Genomic DNA, 18035 nt, shown 5'->3' with positions numbered 1-18035 from the left:
GATCGCGGTCGTGACCGAGATCCGTGTGCTCACCGACGAAGCGCAGTTCCGCACCCACAGCGGCGTGTTCCGCCGCGCCATGCACTGGGGCCCGCCCACCGACGAGCAGTGGGAGGTCATCAAGGCGTCCTACGAGCCCGGTCGCGTGCTCGCCGCGTTCGACGGTGACGAGATGGTCGGCACCACGCAGTCGTTCGGCTCCTCTCTCGTGGTGCCCGGCGGCGCCGTGGTCCCGCATGCCGCCGTGTCACGCGTGGGCGTGCGTGCCGACCACACGCGCCGTGGCGTGCTGACGGCGTTGATGCGCGAACAACTCGCCACGCTGCCCGACCCCGTCGCCACCCTGCGCGCCTCCGAGGGACGCATCTACGGCCGCTTCGGCTACGGCTTGGCCGGCCGCGTCCGCCTCGTCGAGATCGATGCGCGGAAAGCCGTCGTCCCCGGCACGCCGACCGGTCGCGTGCGGATGCTCGACCAGGACACCGCCGACGAGCTGCTGCCCGAGCTGCACGCCACCCTCGGCCTCACCCGCCCCGGCCAGATCGGCCGCTGGACCGGCTGGTGGGCCCGTGCCCGCGACCGCAAGGGCGACGCGGAGAACTCGGTCACCGTCGTCCACACCGGACCCGGCGGTGACGACGGTTTCCTGACCTACGTCGTGAAGACGGAGGAGGAGTTCAAGCACCGGCTGTCCATCCACGACTTCGTGGCGGCCACCCCCGCGGCGTGGCGCGACCTGTGGCGCTACGCGGCACGGCTGGACCTGGTCGACCACATCGAGTGCGAGGTGCCGCTCGACGAGCCGGTGACGTGGCTGTTCGAGGACCCGCGCGTGGTGCGGACCAAGGACGTGTTCGACGAGGTCTGGCTGCGGCTGACCGACGTGCCGCGCATGCTCGCCGCCCGCACGTACGGCCACGCCGACCCGGTGGTCGTCGAGGTGCGGGACAGGCTGCTGCCCGCCAACGACGGCCGCTACCGGGTGACGCCCGACGGCGTGGAGCGGGTCGACGTGGCCGCGGACGTCACGGTGCCGGTCGACCTGCTGGGGGCGTGCTACTTCGGGGACACGACGTTCTCGCAGCTCGCCGCGACGGGCTGGCTCACCGGGACGAAGCTGGCCGAGGCCGACGCGCTGTTCGCCGTCGCGCGGGCCCCGTACTGCGGCACGTTCTTCTAGGCGCGCCGCTCCATCGCGTTCACCAGGCGCGGCACCGACGAGCCGAGGCCCCAGCGCTGCGTCAGCTCCCGCAACCGCTCGGGGTCGGCGGGCACCCGCGGCACCTCGTCGGACCGGTCCAGCACCACCGGTGCGTCCAGGGCCGTGCGCACGACCACCGGTGCCGCCGCCAGGTACTCCTCGGCGGCGATCAGGGCGTTGCGGGCCTTGGTGGTGAGCTTGCGGTCCATCGGGTCGGCCACGGCCTTCAGGACGGCGTCGAGCGAGCCGAACTCGGTGATGAGCTTCGCCGCGGTCTTCTCACCGATGCCCGCCACGCCCGGCAGGCCGTCGGAGGGGTCGCCGCGCAGCACGGCCATGTCGGCGTAGGCGGAGCCGGCGTTCTCCACCGGCAGCGAGTACTTGGCGGCCAGCTCCTCAGGGCCCAGGACCTCGACCTTGTTCCAGCCGCGGCCCACGTACAGCACGTGCACGGGCGTCGGTTCGGAACGCACGACCTGGAACATGTCGCGGTCGCCGGTGACCACCTCGACGGGTGACTTCTTCTCGTGGTGCGCGAGGGCGCCGATCACGTCGTCGGCCTCGTAGCCGGTGGCCTCGCCGGTGCAGATGCCGGCCGCGTCCAGCACGTCGAGGATGATCGGGATCTGCGGGGTGAGGATGTCCGGCACCTCCTCGGACCCGTCGCCGGCATCGGAAGCGACGCGGTGGGCCTTGTAGGAGGGCAGCGCCTTCACCCGGAACTCGGGGCGCCAGTCGGCGTCGAGGCACGCGACCAGGCGGGCGGCGCCGCGGTCGGTGATGACACGGGCGATCGTGTCGACGAAGCCGCGCACGGCGTTCACCGGCGTGCCGTCGGGCGCGGTCATCGAGTCCGGCAGCGCGTAGAACGACCGGAAGTAGAGGCTCGCGGAGTCGAGCAGCACCAGGGGAGAGCTCACAACCCGACAAGCTACTAGGCTTCGGCCCATGGCAACGATCACCGGGCCCATCGACGTGTCCGCGCTGCGTGCGCGGCTCGACCGCGCTTCCGCCGCCGCGCGGCAGGCGGGCGTGGACGCCCTCCTCATCTCGCCCGGCTCGGACCTGCGGTACCTGATCGGTGCCGGTGGCGACTCGTTCGAGCGGCTCACGTGCCTCGCGCTGCCGGTCGACGGCACGCCCACGCTCGTGGTGCCGAAGCTGGAGCAGCCCGGCTACGCGGGCATCCCGACCGACGAGCTCGGCGTCGAGGTCGTCACCTGGGTCGACGGCGAGGACCCGTACGCGCTGGTCAAGGCCGCGGTCAAGGGCAACCGCACGGCCGTGGCGGACATGATGCCCGCCCTGCACACCATCAAGCTCGGCAACGCCATCGGCGGGCCGCAGTCGCTGGCCGGCCCGATCATCCGCGAGCTGCGCATGCGCAAGGACGCGAGCGAGGTCGCCGCGCTGCGCAAGGCCGGTCAGGCGATCGACCGGGTGCACGCGCGCATGGGCGAGTTCCTGCGCGTCGGCCGCACCGAGCGCGAGGTGGCCAAGGACATCGCCGCCGCCATCGTGGAGGAGGGCCACACGGTCGCGGACTTCGTGATCGTCGGCTCCGGCCCGAACGGCGCGTCGCCGCACCACCGCGACTCCGACCGCGTGATTGAGGCGGGCGAGGTCGTGGTCATCGACATCGGCGGCCCGGTCGCCGAGGGCTACAACTCCGACTCCACCCGCACGTACGTCATGGGTGAGCCGAAGCACGACGACGTGTGGGACACCTACGCCGTCCTCCAGGCCGCGCAGAAGGCCGCCGTCGAGGCGGTCAAGCCGGGTGTGACCTGCGAGCAGATCGACGACGTGGCCCGCCAGGTCATCACCGACGCGGGCTTCGGCGAGTACTTCGTGCACCGCACCGGCCACGGCATCGGCCTGGACGTGCACGAGGAGCCCTACATCGTCAGCGGCAACGCGCTGCCGCTCGAAGCGGGCATGGCCTTCAGCGTCGAGCCCGGCATCTACCTGCCCGGCCGCTGGGGTGCCCGCATCGAGGACATCGTCGTCGCGACGGAGGACGGCGTGGAGTCCTTCAACAACCGACCTCACGAGCTGGTGGTGCTTTGACCCTCGAGCAGATCGACAGAGCGATCCTGAAGGAGCTCGCGGCCGACGGCCGTTGCAGCTTCACCGACCTGGCCGAACGCGTCGGCCTGAGCGTGTCGGCGGTGCACCAGCGGGTGAAGCGGCTGGAGCAGCGCGGCATCGTGAAGGGCTACGCGGCCCGGCTGGACGGTGCGGAGGTCGGGTTGCCGATGTCCGCGTTCATCTCGCTCTTCCCGATCAACCCCTCCGAGCCGGACGACTACCCGAGGCGGCTGGAGCACCTGCCGGAGATCGAGGCCTGCTACTCGGTCGCGGGGGACGCCTCGTACGTCCTGCGCGTCCGGGTGGCCTCGCCGGTGGCGCTGGAGGAGCTGCTGCAGAAGATCCGCGAGTCGGCGAACGTGTCGACCCGCACGACGGTCGTGCTGTCCACTCCGTACGAAGACCGCCCACCGGCCGTCTGAGCACTTGCCCAGAAGTCCTGCCCGCCCCCTCCTTGCTGACGCCGGCAAAGCCAGGGGCGGCACAGGCACAACAGCTGGAAACCTGCTCAGGTCAGGCCGGACTGCACGGCGAACACGACGAGCTGGGCCCGGTCACGGGCCCCCAGCTTCACCATCGCCCGCGACACGTGCGTGCGCACCGTTGCGGGGGAGATCACCAGCACAGCCGCGATCTCGTCGTTGGACGCGCCGGACGCGACGTGCCGCATGATCTCGCGTTCGCGGTCGGTCAGCTTGTCCAGGTGCGGCACGGGTCGCGCGCTCGCGCCCGAGGCGAACCGGTCGATCACCCTGCGCGTGACCGACGGGGACAGCAGCGAGCCGCCGTCGGCGACCACGTGCACGGCGCGCAGCAGGTCGGCGGGGTCGGAGTCCTTCACGAGGAACCCGGACGCGCCGGTGCGCAGCGCCTCGAACACGTACTCGTCGAGGTCGAACGTCGTGAGCATGACGATCTTGACCTCGGCCAGTGCGGGGTCGGAGGAGACACGGCGCAGCACCTCCAGGCCGTCCATCAGCGGCATGCGGATGTCGAGGAACACCACGTCCGGCTTGAGCGACCGGATCAACCCCAGCGCCTCGCGCCCGTCCGCGGCCTCACCGGCGAGCTGGACACCGTCCTCGGTCTCGATGAGCGTCCGCAGCCCCATCCGCACCAGGGCCTGGTCGTCGGCCACCACCACGCGAATCATGCGGGCAACGGTATCCGTGCGACGACCGTGAAGCCGTGCGTCGTGCGGATCTCCAGCGTGCCGCCCAGCGCCTCGGCCCGCGACCGCATTCCGGTGATGCCGTGGCCCTCCTCGACCGGTCCCGGCGTGCCGGTGTCGCTCACCTCGACCACGAGCACACCGCGCGCCTCGTACACCTTCACCGCCGCCGTGACGCCGGGGGAGGCGTGCCGCAGCACGTTCGTCAGCGACTCCTGCACGATCCGGTACGCGGCCAGCTCGTAGGTGCCGGGCACGGCGACCCCGTCGGCCTCCACCGACACCTCCAGGCCCGCCTCGCGCATCCGGGACGCGAGCGCCGGCAGGTCGGCCAGCGAGGTGGTGGGCCGCAACGGTGCCGAGCCGCGCAGGGTGTCCAGTTCGGACCGCAGGCCCTCCAGCGCCTCCTTCGAGGTGGCGCGGATCGCCTCCAGCGACGCGCGGGCCTTCACCGGGTCCCTGTCCAGCACGTACAGCGCCACCCCGGCCTGCATCGCGATCACCGACAGGCCGTGGCCCACGACGTCGTGCACCTCCTGGGCCAGGCGCAGCCGTTCCGAGATCACGGCCCGCTCGCGAACGTCCACAGCGGACCGCCGGCGCAGCCGCATCAGCACACCGGCCGCGGCGGGCAGCAGGATCCAGCCCGCCGACCAGGTGATCCACGACGTCACCGAGTCGTTCCACCACGGCAGGATCGCCAGCGCGTACACCAGGACGCTCGCGGCGGCGAGCTCGATCCGCGCGTACACCGCCACCGCGTACATCGCGGCGACCCCGCTCACCAGCACCGGCCCGAACGGGTACCCCATCGCCAGGTACGCCGTGATGGCCGCGGTGGTGATCCCCACCGTCCACAGCGGACGGGTCGAGCGGAGCAGCAGACCGGCGGCCGCGACGGTGATCAGCACGTACGCGAGGACGTCCACCTCGAACGAGCCGGTCTGCCACCGCGCGGCGAACCGCGTGCCGCCCAGTCCGAAGAACACCAGCGCCGCGGTCAGCGCGATGTCCTGCCACTTGATGCGCATGCCGCCGACGATACGACCGGGGACGTACGCAGATGTGCGTATCTTCCTGCCGCTCCGGAGCGGACGACCGGAGTCTCTGCCAGGCACAGGCTTGGCCGCATGATCGTGACGACGGAGAAGCTGACGAAGCGCTACGGCGACCGCGCCGTGGTGGACGAGGTCGGTCTGTCCGTGCGGCGGGGCGAGGTCTACGGGTTCCTCGGCCCCAACGGCGCGGGCAAGACGACCACGATCCGCATGCTGCTGGGCCTGGTGCGGCCGACGAGCGGCACCGCGACCGTGCTCGGGCGAGCACCGGGCGACCCGGAGGCGTTGCTGAAGGTGGGGTCGCTGATCGAGGGGCCGGGTTTCTACCCGTACCTGTCCGGCCGCGACAACCTGCGGGTGCACGCGGCCCGCCGGGGAGCCAGCCGGGCCGACGTCGAGGCCGCACTCGACCAGGTCGACCTCACCACGGCCGCGAACGAGAAGTTCCGCCGCTACTCGCTGGGCATGAAACAACGGCTCGGCGTCGCCGCGGCCCTGCTCGGCCGGCCGGAACTGCTGGTCCTCGACGAGCCCACCAACGGCCTGGACCCGGCGGGCATGGCCGACATGCGCGACCTGGTGCGCGCGCTGTCCGCGCAGGGCCAGACCGTGCTGCTGTCGAGCCACCTGCTCGGCGAGGTCGAGGAGATCTGCGACCGGGTCGGCGTGATCGCGAACGGCAAGCTCGTCGCCGAGAGCACGGTCGAGCAGCTGCGCGGCGACAGCGTGCTGCTGGTCAAGGCCGACCCGATCGAGAAGGCGCACGTGCTCATCGAGGGCAGCGAGCTGCGCGGCGACGTGCTGCACGTGCGGGAGCCGGACGCCGGGGCGCTGGTGCGCGCGCTCGTGCACGCCGACGTGGACGTGCAGGAGGTCCGGCCGCTGCGCCGGACGTTGGAAGAGGTCTTCTTCGAGATGACGGGAGCGGCGTGATGGGCAGCATGAAGGCGGAGCTGCTGCGGCTGTGGAAGTGGCCGGCGACGTGGGTGCTGGTCGGCCTCTGGCTGGTGCTGACGCTGACGTTCGGCTACGTGTTCAACTACCTCGCCCTCAACGGCGGCTCCACCACCCGCGACCTCACCCAGCAGCAGCTGGTCAGCGCGATGCAGCCGGAGAACGTCGGTGCCGCCGTCGTGCGCGGCCTGCCGATGTTCGGCGGCGCGATCATCCTGGTGCTGGCGGCGCTCGCGGTCGGCTCCGGGTACGGCTGGGGCACCTGGAAGACCACGCTGACCGCCGGTCCGCGCCGGGTGTCCGCGATGGCGGGCACCCTGGGCGCGCTGGGGATCGTCGTGGTCGTCCTGGTGGCGCTGACGTTCGTCGTCGACCTCGGCGCGGCCGTCACCGTGGCGTCGCTGGAGGGCTGGGACTGGAACCTGCCGGGCACCGGTGCCCTGGAGGCGCTGGGCGCGTCACTGCTGATCGCCGCGATGTGGACGGCCTTCGGCGTGTTCCTCGGCGTGCTCACCAGGGGACCCGCGCTGGCCGTCGGGCTCGGGCTGATGTGGGCGATCGTCGTCGAGAACCTGCTGCGCGGCGTCGGGTCGCTGCTCGGCCCGGTCGGCGACCTGACCGAGGTCCTGCCCGGCGGCTCGGCCGGCAACCTGGCCGGTGCGGTCGGCGGCACCGGCGCCCCCGGCGTGCTGACCGACCTGAGCGGACCCACCGCCGCGCTGCTCCTCGCCGGCTACGTCGTGTTCTTCGCGGGCACGGCGACGCTGCTGAAGGTGCGCCGCGACCTCGTGTAGCGCCACCGCCGCCCAGACCAGGCCCAGCACGACCGCGACTCCGAGGGGGTAGTCGCGGTCGTGCAGCCCCGGGTTCACCGGCCCGCTGTGCTCCCGCCACAGCACCGGGACCGCGATCAGCAGCACCACACCGGAGACCGTCAGGCCGATGCCGACCGACGCGCGCTTGACGAGGAAGCCGGACGCACCGACCAGCGGAGCGATCACGAGGTCGTGCAGCACGACACCGCCGCCGAGCCACGCGAGCAGCTCCGCGGTGACCTGGGGGAGCAGCAGCCACGCACCCCACGCGCCGAGTCCGATGCCGGCGAGGGCGAGCGCGGTCCTCACCGGACCTCCAGGGACGTGACCCACTTGGTCTGCAGCACGCCCGGCCGGTTGGGCGCGATGAGCCGGCACGGGAACCCGTGGTCGGGGCTGAGCTCCTCGCCGTCGAGCCGCAACGCGAGGAGGGTCAGCGGGTCCCGCGCGAACGCCTCCGGCAGCGTCGTCGCCCGGTAGAGCCCGTCTTCCTCCAGCGACTCGACGCGGACGTCACCGCCGCTGATCAGGTCGCGCACCCGGACACCGGTCCAGGTCGCGATCTGGCTCCAGCCCTCCACGCACGCGATGGGCAGCTCGACGGTGGTCTGCGGCATGGCCCGCAGCTCGGCGAGCGAGTAGGCGCGGTCACCGACTTCGAGCTTCCAGTCCGGTGGCACCACGATGTTCGCGGCCCGCGCGGTCCGGTTCACCGGCAGCGTGCCGTCGGAACGCCAAGCCAGCACAGAGACCTTGCGCAGCCACGGCACCGTGACACCCGCTGTCGCGACCACGGCGACACCGGTGGTGAGCGCGGTCGTGCGCAGGAAAGCCCGGCGGGACAGGACAGTCCTGTGCTCGGAAGCGGGTTCGAGCGAACGCCGGATGAGAGGAATCTTCACCGCGATGTGCACGAGCAGCGAGCCGATCACGATCCACGCCACCGCGTAGTGGGCGGCCGGGAAGTAGAACGACCACGGGTAGTTCTGCGCCGCGTTGAACAACCCGGTGACGACCTCGAAGAACGACGCCGCGACCAGCACGAGGATCGAGCCGCGCTCCAGCGCGTGCGGCACGGATGCGACCAGCGGCCGCTCGAACAGCTTCGGGTACACCGACCACAGCTTGGCCAGCAGCAACGGGATCGAGGCCACGCCGGACAGCACGTGCACGCCCTGCGTGACCCGGTAGAGGTCGACCGGCCGGGTCGGCCACGGCCAGTCGTGCTGCACGCCGTGGCTGAGCAGACCGGTGACGAAGCACAGGCCGAACGTGATGCCCAGCCACGTGCCGACGCGGCTGGTGACACCGGTGTGGTGCGCGGGCGACCGGAAGGCGGGGGTCCTCACAGCCGCTCCCAGCAGGCGAACCAGCGGCCGGCCCGTTCCCGGTGCCACAACCGGAAGAACCCGTCCGCGGGCACCGAGTCGGCGTCGCTCCACGCCCACGGGAACCACGGGCCGAGCTCGCCGCCGGCCCGCACCCGCGCCTGCCCCTGCGCGAGGCCGGAACCGGGCGTCTCGACCTCGGCGACGACGGTTCCGCCGGTCCGCAGCAACTGCCGGACCCGCCGCAGGAGCGCGGCCGGGTCGCCGCCGATGCCGATGTTGCCGTCGGCGAGCAGCACGTGCTGCCAGCGGCCCTCGCCGGGCAGCAGGTCGAACACGTCGCGCCGCAGGGCGAGACCGCCGCGGTCGGTGGTGCGCCGGACGGCCACGGGCGACACGTCGACGCCGAGCGCCTGGACGTTGCGCGCGAGCAGTGCCGCGACGAGCCGGCCGGGGCCGCAGCCGACGTCGAGGGTGGGCCCGGTGCACGCGTCGAGCAGGGCGTCGTCGCCGTCGTCCGCGTCGGCGTGCCAGCGGGCGACCGGCAGCGGGCGCGGGGCGGTGCCGGGCAGGTCGAGCCAGCCGGGGTGGCCGTCGAGGGCCTGGTCGAACATCATCGCGCCACCACCGCGCCGCGCGAGGCCGACGCCGCGCCGAGACGCCCCAGGACCCGCGCGAACCGCGACCCCGGCACCTGCGCCGCCACCGTCAGCGCGTCCGCCACGGTGTCCACATCGGACAACGGCGGCAGCGCGTCGACCTTCATCCCCCGCAACGCTTCCAGCGTCCGCGCCCCGGTGTCGTCCCGCGACATCGGCACGTCCAGCAGGACCGAGGCCCGCAGCGGGTCCCGCAACCCCAGCGCCCACCAGCCGCCGTCGAGCGCGAATCCGAGCGCCGCCTCGTCGAACTCCGCCGCGGACGCCAGCAACGACGGCGTCACCTGCGGTGTGTCCATGCCGACCTGCAGCACCGGCAGCCCGAACCGCGCGACGTCCGCGTGCGCGTTCACCAACCTCTCGTTGAAGCTCCGGCCGCGTTGCGGGACCACCACGCACCCGCCCAGGGCGTCCCGCACGTCCTCCCGCCGCACCACCCCGGCCAGCGCCACCACCGGCACCGCGCCGGGAGTCGCCAGGGCCGCGTCGATCGTGTCGAGCAACGCCGCCGCCGCCACCTCCGCGGCCTGCTCGGGCGTCAGCGGCGGGCACAGGCGCGTCTTGACCTGGCCGGGCACCGGGGACTTCGCCATGACCAGCAGGCAGAACCTCATCGCAGCACCCCCGCCATGTCCCGCGCCGCCCGCAGCGTGCCGCGCACCGAGCCGGACACCTTCGACCGCGTCCCCGCGGCCCGCGGCCGGTAGGCGACGTCGACCTCGCGCACCCGCCACCCGGCGGCGGCCGCGCGGACCAGGAGCTCCAGCGGGTAGCCGAACGCGCGGTCCCGCACGTCCAGCGCCAGCAACGCTTCCCGCCTGACCACCCGCAGGGGTGCGATGTCGTGCACGGCGAGGCCGCGGCGGCGCAGCAGGGAGGCGATCACGGCGTTGCCGGCGCGGGCGTGCCACGGCCACACGCCCGCCGACACCGGCACCCGGCGGCCGACGACGAGATCGCAGGACGGCAGCAGGGCGGCCATCGCCGGCAGTTCGGCGAGGTCCAGCGAGCCGTCGCAGTCGGCGAACGCGACGAGGTCGGAGGTGGCGGCCAGCAGCCCGGTGTGCACGGCGGCCCCGTAACCGCGGCGGGGCTCGTGCACGACCAGGGCGCCGAGCTCGCGGGCCACGGCGGGAGACCCGTCACCGGAGCCGTTGTCCACGACGATCGCGCGGTGTCCGGGAGGCAGGGAGCTCAGCACGGCGGGCAGTGCGGCGGCCTCGTCGAGGCAGGGCAGGACGACATCCATGCGGTCCATCCTGGACCGGCGGAAAGTGTTGTGGTGCTTACGGAATTGTGACGCGCGGAAGAGTTCTTACGGTTGTCTTGCGCCCTTGGCGGACACCGCCCGGGACCCCCTAGGTTGGGAGCGGTGCGCCTCCTCGTCGCCGGGTTGCTCGTCGTCGCCGCCGTCGTCACCGGACTGCTGGTCAACCTGAACCACCCCGGTCTGCTCTTCGCCTCCGCCGCGCCGCTCTTCGGCGACTGGCGGCCCCACGTCGGACCCGGCACGCCCGCCGCGGTCCTCCTCGCCTTCCTCGTGGTGGCGAAGGGACCCGAGCTGGCCCGGCACCGGCACGCCCTCCCGATCGCCTACGCGACGTCGGTGGCGTTCACCCTCTCGCTGGCCATGGTCGACGGCTGGGACCACTTCACCACCCGGCTCACCACCGAGGACGAGTACCTGCACGAGGTTCCCCAGATCACGGACGTCCCGGCGATGGTGCGCGAGTTCGCCCACCGCATCCCCGACTTCCAGCCCGACTCGTGGACCACGCACGTCTCCGGCCACCCACCGGGCGCGCTGCTCACGTTCGTCGCGCTGGACCGCATCGGGCTCGGCGGGGGAGCGGCCGCCTCCCTCTTCTGCGTCCTCGTCGGCTCGCTCGCCGTCGTCGCGATCCCCAAGGCCCTCGGCGACACCGCGGTGCTGCCGTACCTCGTGCTGTTCCCCGGTGCGGTGTGGGTCGGCGCGTCCGCGGACGGCATGTTCATGGGCGTCGCCGCGGTCGGCCTCTACCTGCTCACCCGGTGGCCGCTGCTCGGCGGGGTCGTGCTCGGCTGGTGCGTGTTCCTGTCCTACGGCCTGGTGCTGCTCGCCCCGCTGGCGATCGTGGCGGCAGGGCGCAGGATCGGCTGGGCGGTCGCGGGCGCACTCGCGGTCGTGGCGGCGTTCGCGCTCGCCGGGTTCTGGTGGCTCGACGGCTACGAGCTCGTCAAGCTCCGCTACTACCAGGGCATCGGCGACGTCCGGCCGTACTGGTACTGGGTCTGGGCGAACCTGGCCGCGCTCGCACTCGTGCTCGGCCCCGCCGGCATCCAGGGGCTGCGCAGGGACAGGTGGGTCGTCGCCGCCGGCATCGCGGTCCTGGCCGCCGACCTGTCCGGGCTGAGCAAGGCCGAGACCGAACGCATCTGGCTGCCGTTCGCCGTCTGGCTCATGGTCGGCGCGGCCAGGCTGGACCACCGCAGGAGGTGGCTCACCGCGCAGGCGTTGACGGCCCTCGCGGTGAACCACCTCGTGCTCACGAACTGGTGACCGCCGCCCGCAACGGGTCCGCAGCGAACGCCCGCACCCCGTCCTCGAACCGCACGGACGCCTCGAACCCCAGCACGTCGGCCGCCTTCGCGGGTGAGGCGACGACGTGCCGCACGTCGCCGGGCCGGGCACCACCGACGATCTGCGGGGCGGGTCCGTCGCACGCGTCGGCCAGCGCGAACGCCAGGTCGCCGATCGTGTGCATGGTGCCCGAGCAGACGTTCACGGCCTCGAACCCCGGCCGTGCCGACGAGAGCGCCAGCACGTTCGCCCGTGCCACGTCGGTCACGTGCACGAAGTCCCTGCGCTGCCGGCCGTCCTCCATCACCCGCGGCGCGCGGCCGTTCTGCAGCGCGGACCGGAAGATCGACGCCACCCCGGCGTAGGGGGTGTCGCGCGGCATCCGCGGGCCGTAGACGTTGTGGTAGCGCAACGCCCACACGCTGCCGCCGGTCTGCCGCGCCCACGCCGCCGCCAGGTGCTCCTGGGCCAGCTTGGTCGCCGCGTACGTGCTGCGCGGGTCCAGCGGCGCGTCCTCCGGCACCAGTTCGGGCACCAGGAAGTCACCGCAGGCGCACCTCGGCTCGTACCGGCCGGCGGCGAGGTCGGCGGGCGACCGCTCCCCGCGCACCACACCGTGCGTCAGGCAGCGGTACCGGCCCTCGCCGTAGACGACCATCGACGACGCCAGCACCAGCCGCGACACCCCGGCCCGGTGCATCTCGGCCAGCAGCACCGCCGTGCCCAGGTCGTTGTGCCGGGCGTAGGAGGGCGCGTCGAACGGGTCGACCCCGTGCCCGACCATCGCGGCCTGGTGGCAGACCGCGTCCACTGTGGACAGCAGTGGTCGCAGCACGTCCGGGTCGGCGACGTCGCCGACGACCAGCTCGTGGTCCAGCACCGGTGCGGCTCCGTGCGCTTCGGGCAGCAGGGCGTCCAGCAGGACGCAGTCGTGGCCCTGGGAGGTGAGCTCGTCGGCCACGTGCGACCCGATGAACCCCGCCCCGCCGGTGATCAGTACTCGCATGTGTCGACGGTAGGGCCGCCAAGGGGTCCGGGCGGCCCCGAACGGTCAGCCGTCAGAACTCCGTAAGACCAGCTCCACCACGAACCGCGCACCTACCGGCACGCGGTCCTCCACCCACACCCGCCCGCCCAGCCGGTGCACGTGCTCGCGGACCAGCGCGAGCCCCAGTCCGCTGCCGGTGTCGTCACCCCTGCTGCCCGCCATCACACCCCGCGCGAACCGTTCGAACACCTGCTCCCGCAACGGCTCCGGCACACCGGGCCCCTCGTCCTCCACGGCCAGCCGGACGTGCCCGCCGTGCCGCCGCACCGACACCAGCACCGCTCCGCCCGCGTGCCGGTCCGCGTTGTCCAGCAGGTTGGTCAGCACCCGGTCGAGCCGCCGCCGGTCACCCAGCACGACCGCCGGTTCGAGCTCCACCGGCACCGGGGCCCGCGTCGCGGCCACGTTGCGCACCAGCGCGTCGAGCGCGATCTCCTCGTGCCGCGGGTCGTCGGTCTGGTCGGCCCGCGAGATCTCCAGCAGGTCCACCACCATCCGGGCGAACCGGTCCACCTCCGAGGTCAGCAGCTCCAGCGCCGTCCCGGCCGTGCCCGGCAGGTGCTCGCGCCGCCGTCGCAGCACCGCACCGGCGTTCACCATCGTCGTGAGCGGCGACCGCAGCTCGTGCGACACGTCGGAGGCGAACCGGGCGTCCCGCAACGCCCGCTGCTCCAGCGCGTGCGCCGTCGAGTTGAACTTCGCCGCCAGCGCCGCGAGGTCCGGGTCGTCCTGCACCGGCAACCGGGCACCGAGGTCGCCACCGGCGATCCGCGCCGCGGCCGAACTGAGCTCCGCCAGCGGCCGGAGCGCCCGCTTCGACGCCCACGACCCCAGCGCCGCCCCCAGCAGCGCCGAGGCGACCGTGCCGCCGATCAGCACCGCGCTGAGGAACCGGGACGCGCGGTCGAGCTGCTCCAGCCCGAACAGCTCCACGTACACGGCGTTGCCCGCGACCGGGCGGACCACGGCGAGCATCGGCTGGCCGTCCACGGTGATCCGCCCGCCACCGGGCGGGTGCCGCACCAGCCCGACCGGCAGCAGGCCGGGGTCGACCGGCCGGCCCGCGGTCACCAGACCGCCCGGCGTGATCACCAGGATCGTCGAGTCGGGGCCGGTGGTGAGCCCGGTCAGCAGCTCGTCGAGGCCGGGGGAGGCCAGCGACCGCTCGACCAGCCGCACGTTCACCTCGGCCTGGCGGGTCGCGGAGGCCTCGCGCTGGCGCATCATGTAGCCGCAGGCGAGGTTCCAGGTGGCGAACGCGAGCACGCTCGTGACCGCGAGCAGCCCGAAGCCGAACGCCAGCGCCACCCGCCACCGCAGCGTGAGCCTCACGAACGGATCCGGTACCCGGCGCCGCGCACCGTGAGCACCAGGGCCGGGTCGTCCGGGTTCGCCTCGACCTTGCGCCGCAACCGCCTTATGTGCACGTCGAGCAAGCGGGTGTCGCCGAAGTAGTCATATCCCCACACCCGGTGCAGCAGCTGTTCCCTGGTGACGATTCGGCCGGCCGCACCAGCGAGTTCCAGCAGCAGCCGGAATTCCGTTCTCGTGAGGTGAACGCGTTCCCCCGCCCGGTGCACGAGACCTTCCTGCGGACGGATTTCCAGATCGCCCACCCGAACTGTGTCGCGCCCCGGTCCGCGGCGCCGCAACAACGCGCGGATGCGGGCCGCGAGAACGCCGCCCATCAACGGTTTCGTCACGTAGTCGTCGGCGCCCGCCTCCAGTCCGGCGACCACGTCGCAGGCGTCCGTCCGCGCGGTGACGACGATTATCGGCAGGTCACCGCGCCCGCGGAGGGTGCGCACGACCTCCAGCCCGTCCACCCCGGGCAGGGTCAGGTCGACCAGCACCACGTCGAACGACTCGGATTCCAGGCGCCGCAACGCCACCTCGCCGGAACACGCCTCGTCGACGGTGAATCCCTCGTCTCCCAGCGCAAGGCGCAACGCCTGGCGGATTCGCTCGTCGTCTTCGACCAGCAGGACCCGTACGCACACGACGACTCCACTGTGTGAGAGCCGCGGCGACGGCGCCTCACACAGTGGAGTGAAAGTCGATCAAAAGCAAGAAAGCTTTGGTTTAAAATGCTGTCAGGGTGATTTTGGCCGATCGCGGGTTCGGTTCGTGAACGAGCGACTCGAACGCGCCGACGTCGTCGAAGGCGAACCCGTAGGCCTTCCCGTCGACCATGTTCCGGTGCACGATCTTCGAGAAGTGGTTGGCCGTCGCGCGGGTGTAGAACTCGGCGGCGTCGTAGGTCGGCTGGGTGTGCAGGTACCCGAGCGTCGAGCGGTTGAGCGCGGCGCACAGCGACCGGGAGATCGCGCCGACGTCGTTGTTGGGCGCGGCGAGCCGGCCGTCGCAGTTGAGGACGTCCCGCGTCGAGGGCTGCTCGAACGACGCCACCTGCTGGCCGGCGGTGTTCGTGAACCGCAGGACCCCGCCGCTGGTGCGGCCGGTGAACTTCCGGTTCGGCTCGTTCCGGTACGGCACCACGGTCAGCGGCGTGTTCTGGTACGTCGACCAGGCGCTGCTGACGTAGCCCGCGTAGTAGGAGCTGGAGAACAGGCCCGCGTCGAGGCCCTTGCTCGGGTTCAGCACGCGCAGCCGGGTGCCGTCCGACCGCGTGTGGACCAACCGCGACCAGTCACCGCCCATCTGCTGGTGCTGGTCGAAGATCCGGTTGCGGCCGCCGCTGACCAGCACGCCGGTGCGCTTGGTCGCGCCGGCCTGCGAGGTCGCCTCGACCGCGTGCGGGACGCTGAACATGTCCACCTGCGAGCTGTTGAGCCACAGCCCGCCGCCGTTGTAGGTGAACTCGCTCCAGTCGAACAGGATGTCGCGGTTCGGGTCACCCGCCGCCCACGGCGCCGGCTGCACGAGACCGCCCGGCACCAGCGAGAACTTGAGCTTGTCGCGGAAGGACATGTAGAGCCGGCCGCCGGCGAGGTTGAGCGGGATCTGCAGGGTCTTGCTGGTCCCGTTGGCGGGGCCGGGGATCGAGACGTCCGGCGCGGGCGAGGGCGGGATGCTCCCGCCGGACCAGGCCGTGAACTGGCCGTTCGCGTTCACGTACCCGAGCCGGCCGCCCATCTCGCCGAACACGTACAGGTGCACGGCGTCGCCGCGACCGGAGGTGTTCTGGACGGTGAGCGGGAGCAGGCTCGGTGGAGCGGCTTGAGCAGGTGCAGACAACGTTGTCAGCCCGACCAGGGCCGATGTCGCCAGCAGCAGGAGCTTGCGCATCGACTATCTCCTCACAGACAGGGTTGCGTGAGAGCGCTCCCATGGTCAGCGCGATCGGGTCGACATGTCAAGAATGGATCTCATGCGCGCACTCACGGTAGATCCCGCACGAGCCGGCTCCCTGTCGCTGACCGAACTCCCCGACCCGGTGCCGGGACCGGACGAGCTGCTGGTCGAGGGTCTGGCGATCGGGATCTGCGGGACCGACCGCGAGATCGTCCGCGGCGAGTTCGGCACCGGTGGCGAACTGGTGATCGGGCACGAGTCGCTGGGCAGGGTGATCAGCGGTCCCGGCTTCGCGCCCGGCTCGCTGGTCGTGGGCGTGGTGCGCAGGCCGGACCCGGTGCCGTGCGCGCCCTGTGCGCGCGGGGAGTTCGACATGTGCCTCAACGGCCGGTACACCGAGCGCGGGATCACCGGCATCGACGGCTACGGCGCTACTTTGTGGACGGTGCCGGCGCAGTACGCCGTCGGTGTCAGCTCACGGGCCGGTGTGCTGCTCGAACCCGCGTCGGTGGTGGTCAAGGCGTGGGAGCGGCTGGAGCGGTTCGCGTTCTTCGACTTCGACAGCGTGCTGGTCACCGGTGCCGGTCCGATCGGGCTGCTGGCGGCCATGATCGGCGTGCAGCGCGGGCTGGACGTGCACGTGTTCGACGTCGCCTCGGACGGCCCGAAGCCGGACCTCGTCGAGTCGCTGGGCGCCACCTACCACCGGACGCTGCCCGACCACGAGGTCGTGATCGAGGCGACCGGTGCGCCGCAGCTGGTGGCGCAGCTGCTCGGACGGCGGCTGGTGTGCCTGACCGGGGTGCCCTCGACCGAGGTGGTACCGGTCGACCTCGGTCAGGCGAACCGGGACCTGGTGCTGCGCAACGGGATCATGTTCGGGACGGTCAACTCGAACGTCCGGCACTACCGCGAGGCCTCCGCGGTGCTCGACCGGGCGGACGACGCCTGGCTCTCGGCGATGATCACCAGGCGGGTGCCGCTGGAGTCCTGCGCGGAGGCCTTCGAGTCACGCCCCGGCGACGTCAAGGTGGTGCTGGAGCTGGACTGAGAACAACTCCGCCACCGTCGCGGAACGCTCGTAGGCTGAGCCTCCCAAGCAGGAGGGAACAGGTCGCACCAAGCCGAAATTGCCCGCCGGGAACCGCTGTTGTGCTGGTCAGTTCCACTCACGCTGCGAAAGGGCGAGGACATGACCGGCAAGGTCGCAGTGATCACGGGCGCGTCGCAGGGAATCGGTGCGGCGTTGGTGCCCGCTTATCGCAAGCTCGGCTACTCGGTGGTCGCGGTGTCGCGGTCCGTCGAGGCCTCCGACGACCCCGAGGTGCTGGCCGTGCGCGCCGACCTCGCGGTACCCGGGGAGGGCGCGCGGGTCATCGGGGAGGCGCTGGCGCGGTTCGGCCGCGTCGACACCCTGGTGAACAACGCGGGCGTCTTCGTCGCCAAGCCGTTCACCGAGTACACCGACGAGGACTACGAGACCGTGCTCGGCACGAACCTGCGCGGGTTCTTCGACATCACGCGCAGCGCGGTGAGCGCGATGGAAGCCACCGGCGGGCACGTCCTGAACGTGTCGACCGCCCTGGTCGACCACGCTCTTTCCGCCGTGCCGTCGGCACTCGCGTCGCTGACCAAGGGTGGCATCAACGCCGTCACCAGGTCGCTCGCGGTCGAGTACGCCACCCGCGACATCCGCTTCAACACGGTCGCGCTCGGCATCATCCGCACGCCGATGCACGCCCCGGAGACCCACGAGGCGCTGGCCTCGCTGCACCCGGTCAAGCGGATCGGCGAGGTCGACGAGGTGGTCGACGCGGTGCTGTTCCTCGAACAGGCCGGGTTCGTCACCGGCGAGGTCCTGCACGTCGACGGCGGCCAGAGCGCGGGGCACTGAC

Annotated in this window: 19 protein-coding genes; 8 read left to right on the top strand and 11 right to left on the bottom strand. The window is 72.2% G+C overall.

The features are described 5' to 3' along the window. The first annotated feature begins 10 nt into the window (after window positions 1-10). Window positions 11-1180: a GNAT family N-acetyltransferase gene (locus ACZ7CD_RS15650; protein WP_470379129.1), complete on the top strand. Its 1170-nt coding sequence runs from the start codon at window positions 11-13 to the stop codon at window positions 1178-1180. On the opposite strand, the gene ACZ7CD_RS15645 is transcribed toward ACZ7CD_RS15650, so the two are convergent. Beyond that, the gene (locus ACZ7CD_RS15645; RefSeq protein WP_470368548.1) at window positions 1177-2121 is read right to left on the bottom strand and encodes a 5'-3' exonuclease; all 945 of its coding nucleotides are present in this window, start codon (window positions 2119-2121) and stop codon (window positions 1177-1179) included. The two genes, ACZ7CD_RS15650 and ACZ7CD_RS15645, sit on opposite strands and share 4 nt — an antisense overlap. Window positions 2122-2149: 28 nt before the next feature. On the opposite strand from ACZ7CD_RS15645, the gene ACZ7CD_RS15640 reads away from it, so the two are divergent. Both ACZ7CD_RS15640 and ACZ7CD_RS15635 read left to right on the top strand, forming a co-directional pair. Continuing rightward, on the top strand, window positions 2150-3271 hold the full coding sequence (locus ACZ7CD_RS15640; RefSeq protein ID WP_360387375.1) for a M24 family metallopeptidase: 1122 nt from the start codon (window positions 2150-2152) through the stop codon (window positions 3269-3271). Beyond that, the gene (locus tag ACZ7CD_RS15635) at window positions 3268-3714 is read left to right on the top strand and encodes an Lrp/AsnC family transcriptional regulator (RefSeq protein ID WP_360387378.1); all 447 of its coding nucleotides are present in this window, start codon (window positions 3268-3270) and stop codon (window positions 3712-3714) included. Before ACZ7CD_RS15640 ends, ACZ7CD_RS15635 begins: the two co-directional genes overlap by 4 nt. An 86-nt stretch (window positions 3715-3800) precedes the next feature. On the opposite strand, the gene ACZ7CD_RS15630 is transcribed toward ACZ7CD_RS15635, so the two are convergent. Both ACZ7CD_RS15630 and ACZ7CD_RS15625 read right to left on the bottom strand, forming a co-directional pair. Continuing rightward, complete coding sequence (locus tag ACZ7CD_RS15630; protein ID WP_470379128.1) at window positions 3801-4445, bottom strand: response regulator; 645 nt, start codon at window positions 4443-4445, stop codon at window positions 3801-3803. Continuing rightward, entirely contained in the window at window positions 4442-5494 is a 1053-nt protein-coding gene (locus tag ACZ7CD_RS15625; protein WP_360387384.1) for a sensor histidine kinase, read from the bottom strand. Before ACZ7CD_RS15625 ends, ACZ7CD_RS15630 begins: the two co-directional genes overlap by 4 nt. Before the next feature lie 99 nt (window positions 5495-5593). Between ACZ7CD_RS15625 and ACZ7CD_RS15620 the strand changes: the two genes are divergently transcribed. Then, window positions 5594-6454: an ABC transporter ATP-binding protein gene (locus ACZ7CD_RS15620; protein ID WP_470368546.1), complete on the top strand. Its 861-nt coding sequence runs from the start codon at window positions 5594-5596 to the stop codon at window positions 6452-6454. After that, window positions 6454-7269 (top strand): ABC transporter permease, encoded by an 816-nt coding sequence (locus ACZ7CD_RS15615; RefSeq protein WP_470379127.1) that lies wholly within the window; start codon window positions 6454-6456, stop codon window positions 7267-7269. The genes ACZ7CD_RS15620 and ACZ7CD_RS15615 overlap by 1 nt, the downstream gene beginning before the upstream one ends. 326 nt (window positions 7270-7595) lie before the next feature. Here ACZ7CD_RS15615 and ACZ7CD_RS15610 read toward each other — a convergent pair whose 3' ends face one another. Genes ACZ7CD_RS15610 through ACZ7CD_RS15595 form a run of 4 tightly spaced genes read right to left on the bottom strand, consistent with a single transcriptional unit; the run spans window position 7596 to window position 10526 of the window. Beyond that, complete coding sequence (locus ACZ7CD_RS15610; protein WP_470379126.1) at window positions 7596-8639, bottom strand: molybdopterin-dependent oxidoreductase; 1044 nt, start codon at window positions 8637-8639, stop codon at window positions 7596-7598. Then, window positions 8636-9235 carry a methyltransferase gene (locus ACZ7CD_RS15605; RefSeq protein ID WP_470368543.1) on the bottom strand — a complete coding sequence of 200 codons (600 nt, stop codon included), beginning with the start codon at window positions 9233-9235 and terminating at the stop codon, window positions 8636-8638. The genes ACZ7CD_RS15610 and ACZ7CD_RS15605 overlap by 4 nt, the downstream gene beginning before the upstream one ends. Then, entirely contained in the window at window positions 9232-9891 is a 660-nt protein-coding gene (locus ACZ7CD_RS15600) for a TIGR04282 family arsenosugar biosynthesis glycosyltransferase (protein ID WP_470368542.1), read from the bottom strand. The genes ACZ7CD_RS15605 and ACZ7CD_RS15600 overlap by 4 nt, the downstream gene beginning before the upstream one ends. Continuing rightward, complete coding sequence (locus ACZ7CD_RS15595) at window positions 9888-10526, bottom strand: glycosyltransferase family 2 protein (protein ID WP_360387402.1); 639 nt, start codon at window positions 10524-10526, stop codon at window positions 9888-9890. Before ACZ7CD_RS15595 ends, ACZ7CD_RS15600 begins: the two co-directional genes overlap by 4 nt. 123 nt (window positions 10527-10649) lie before the next feature. Between ACZ7CD_RS15595 and ACZ7CD_RS15590 the strand changes: the two genes are divergently transcribed. After that, the gene (locus ACZ7CD_RS15590) at window positions 10650-11816 is read left to right on the top strand and encodes a hypothetical protein (RefSeq protein WP_360387405.1); all 1167 of its coding nucleotides are present in this window, start codon (window positions 10650-10652) and stop codon (window positions 11814-11816) included. On the opposite strand, the gene ACZ7CD_RS15585 is transcribed toward ACZ7CD_RS15590, so the two are convergent. The 4 genes from ACZ7CD_RS15585 to ACZ7CD_RS15570 all read right to left on the bottom strand — a co-directional run bounded on the left by ACZ7CD_RS15585 (window position 11803) and on the right by ACZ7CD_RS15570 (window position 16134). Next, on the bottom strand, window positions 11803-12843 hold the full coding sequence (locus ACZ7CD_RS15585; RefSeq protein ID WP_470368541.1) for an NAD-dependent epimerase/dehydratase family protein: 1041 nt from the start codon (window positions 12841-12843) through the stop codon (window positions 11803-11805). The genes ACZ7CD_RS15590 and ACZ7CD_RS15585 overlap by 14 nt on opposite strands. Before the next feature lie 45 nt (window positions 12844-12888). After that, window positions 12889-14217: a HAMP domain-containing sensor histidine kinase gene (locus ACZ7CD_RS15580; RefSeq protein WP_470368540.1), complete on the bottom strand. Its 1329-nt coding sequence runs from the start codon at window positions 14215-14217 to the stop codon at window positions 12889-12891. After that, the gene (locus ACZ7CD_RS15575) at window positions 14214-14885 is read right to left on the bottom strand and encodes a response regulator transcription factor (protein ID WP_458433266.1); all 672 of its coding nucleotides are present in this window, start codon (window positions 14883-14885) and stop codon (window positions 14214-14216) included. Before ACZ7CD_RS15575 ends, ACZ7CD_RS15580 begins: the two co-directional genes overlap by 4 nt. 82 nt (window positions 14886-14967) lie before the next feature. After that, window positions 14968-16134: a beta-1,3-glucanase family protein gene (locus ACZ7CD_RS15570; protein WP_470368539.1), complete on the bottom strand. Its 1167-nt coding sequence runs from the start codon at window positions 16132-16134 to the stop codon at window positions 14968-14970. A gap of 82 nt (window positions 16135-16216) precedes the next feature. Here ACZ7CD_RS15570 and ACZ7CD_RS15565 point away from each other — a divergent pair, with 82 nt between their 5' ends. Next, window positions 16217-17191, top strand: coding sequence for an alcohol dehydrogenase catalytic domain-containing protein (locus ACZ7CD_RS15565; protein WP_470368538.1), 975 nt, complete (start codon window positions 16217-16219; stop codon window positions 17189-17191). Window positions 17192-17332: 141 nt separating this feature from the next. Then, window positions 17333-18034, top strand: a complete 702-nt coding sequence (locus ACZ7CD_RS15560) for an SDR family NAD(P)-dependent oxidoreductase (RefSeq protein WP_470368537.1) — start codon at window positions 17333-17335, stop codon at window positions 18032-18034. Window position 18035: the final 1 nt, after the last annotated feature.

The sequence above is a fragment of the Lentzea sp. NPDC036949 genome (assembly GCF_055608075.1).
The sequence above is the reverse complement of the archived record's forward strand: the minus strand, read 5'-3'. Positions and strand labels throughout refer to the sequence as shown.

Excerpts from the sequence above, each read along its gene's own strand:
- ACZ7CD_RS15595 (WP_360387402.1), bottom strand. The coding sequence starts at position 10,526 with ATGGATGTCGTCCTGCCCTGCCTCGACGAGGCCGCCGCACTGCCCGCC.
- ACZ7CD_RS15600 (WP_470368542.1), bottom strand. The coding sequence starts at position 9,891 with ATGAGGTTCTGCCTGCTGGTCATGGCGAAGTCCCCGGTGCCCGGCCAG.
- ACZ7CD_RS15625 (WP_360387384.1), bottom strand. The coding sequence starts at position 5,494 with ATGCGCATCAAGTGGCAGGACATCGCGCTGACCGCGGCGCTGGTGTTC.
- ACZ7CD_RS15560 (WP_470368537.1), top strand. The coding sequence starts at position 17,333 with ATGACCGGCAAGGTCGCAGTGATCACGGGCGCGTCGCAGGGAATCGGT.
- ACZ7CD_RS15585 (WP_470368541.1), bottom strand. The coding sequence starts at position 12,843 with ATGCGAGTACTGATCACCGGCGGGGCGGGGTTCATCGGGTCGCACGTG.
- ACZ7CD_RS15630 (WP_470379128.1), bottom strand. The coding sequence starts at position 4,445 with ATGATTCGCGTGGTGGTGGCCGACGACCAGGCCCTGGTGCGGATGGGG.
- ACZ7CD_RS15570 (WP_470368539.1), bottom strand. The coding sequence starts at position 16,134 with ATGCGCAAGCTCCTGCTGCTGGCGACATCGGCCCTGGTCGGGCTGACA.
- ACZ7CD_RS15565 (WP_470368538.1), top strand. The coding sequence starts at position 16,217 with ATGCGCGCACTCACGGTAGATCCCGCACGAGCCGGCTCCCTGTCGCTG.
- ACZ7CD_RS15605 (WP_470368543.1), bottom strand. The coding sequence starts at position 9,235 with ATGATGTTCGACCAGGCCCTCGACGGCCACCCCGGCTGGCTCGACCTG.
- ACZ7CD_RS15615 (WP_470379127.1), top strand. The coding sequence starts at position 6,454 with ATGGGCAGCATGAAGGCGGAGCTGCTGCGGCTGTGGAAGTGGCCGGCG.
- ACZ7CD_RS15620 (WP_470368546.1), top strand. The coding sequence starts at position 5,594 with ATGATCGTGACGACGGAGAAGCTGACGAAGCGCTACGGCGACCGCGCC.
- ACZ7CD_RS15640 (WP_360387375.1), top strand. The coding sequence starts at position 2,150 with ATGGCAACGATCACCGGGCCCATCGACGTGTCCGCGCTGCGTGCGCGG.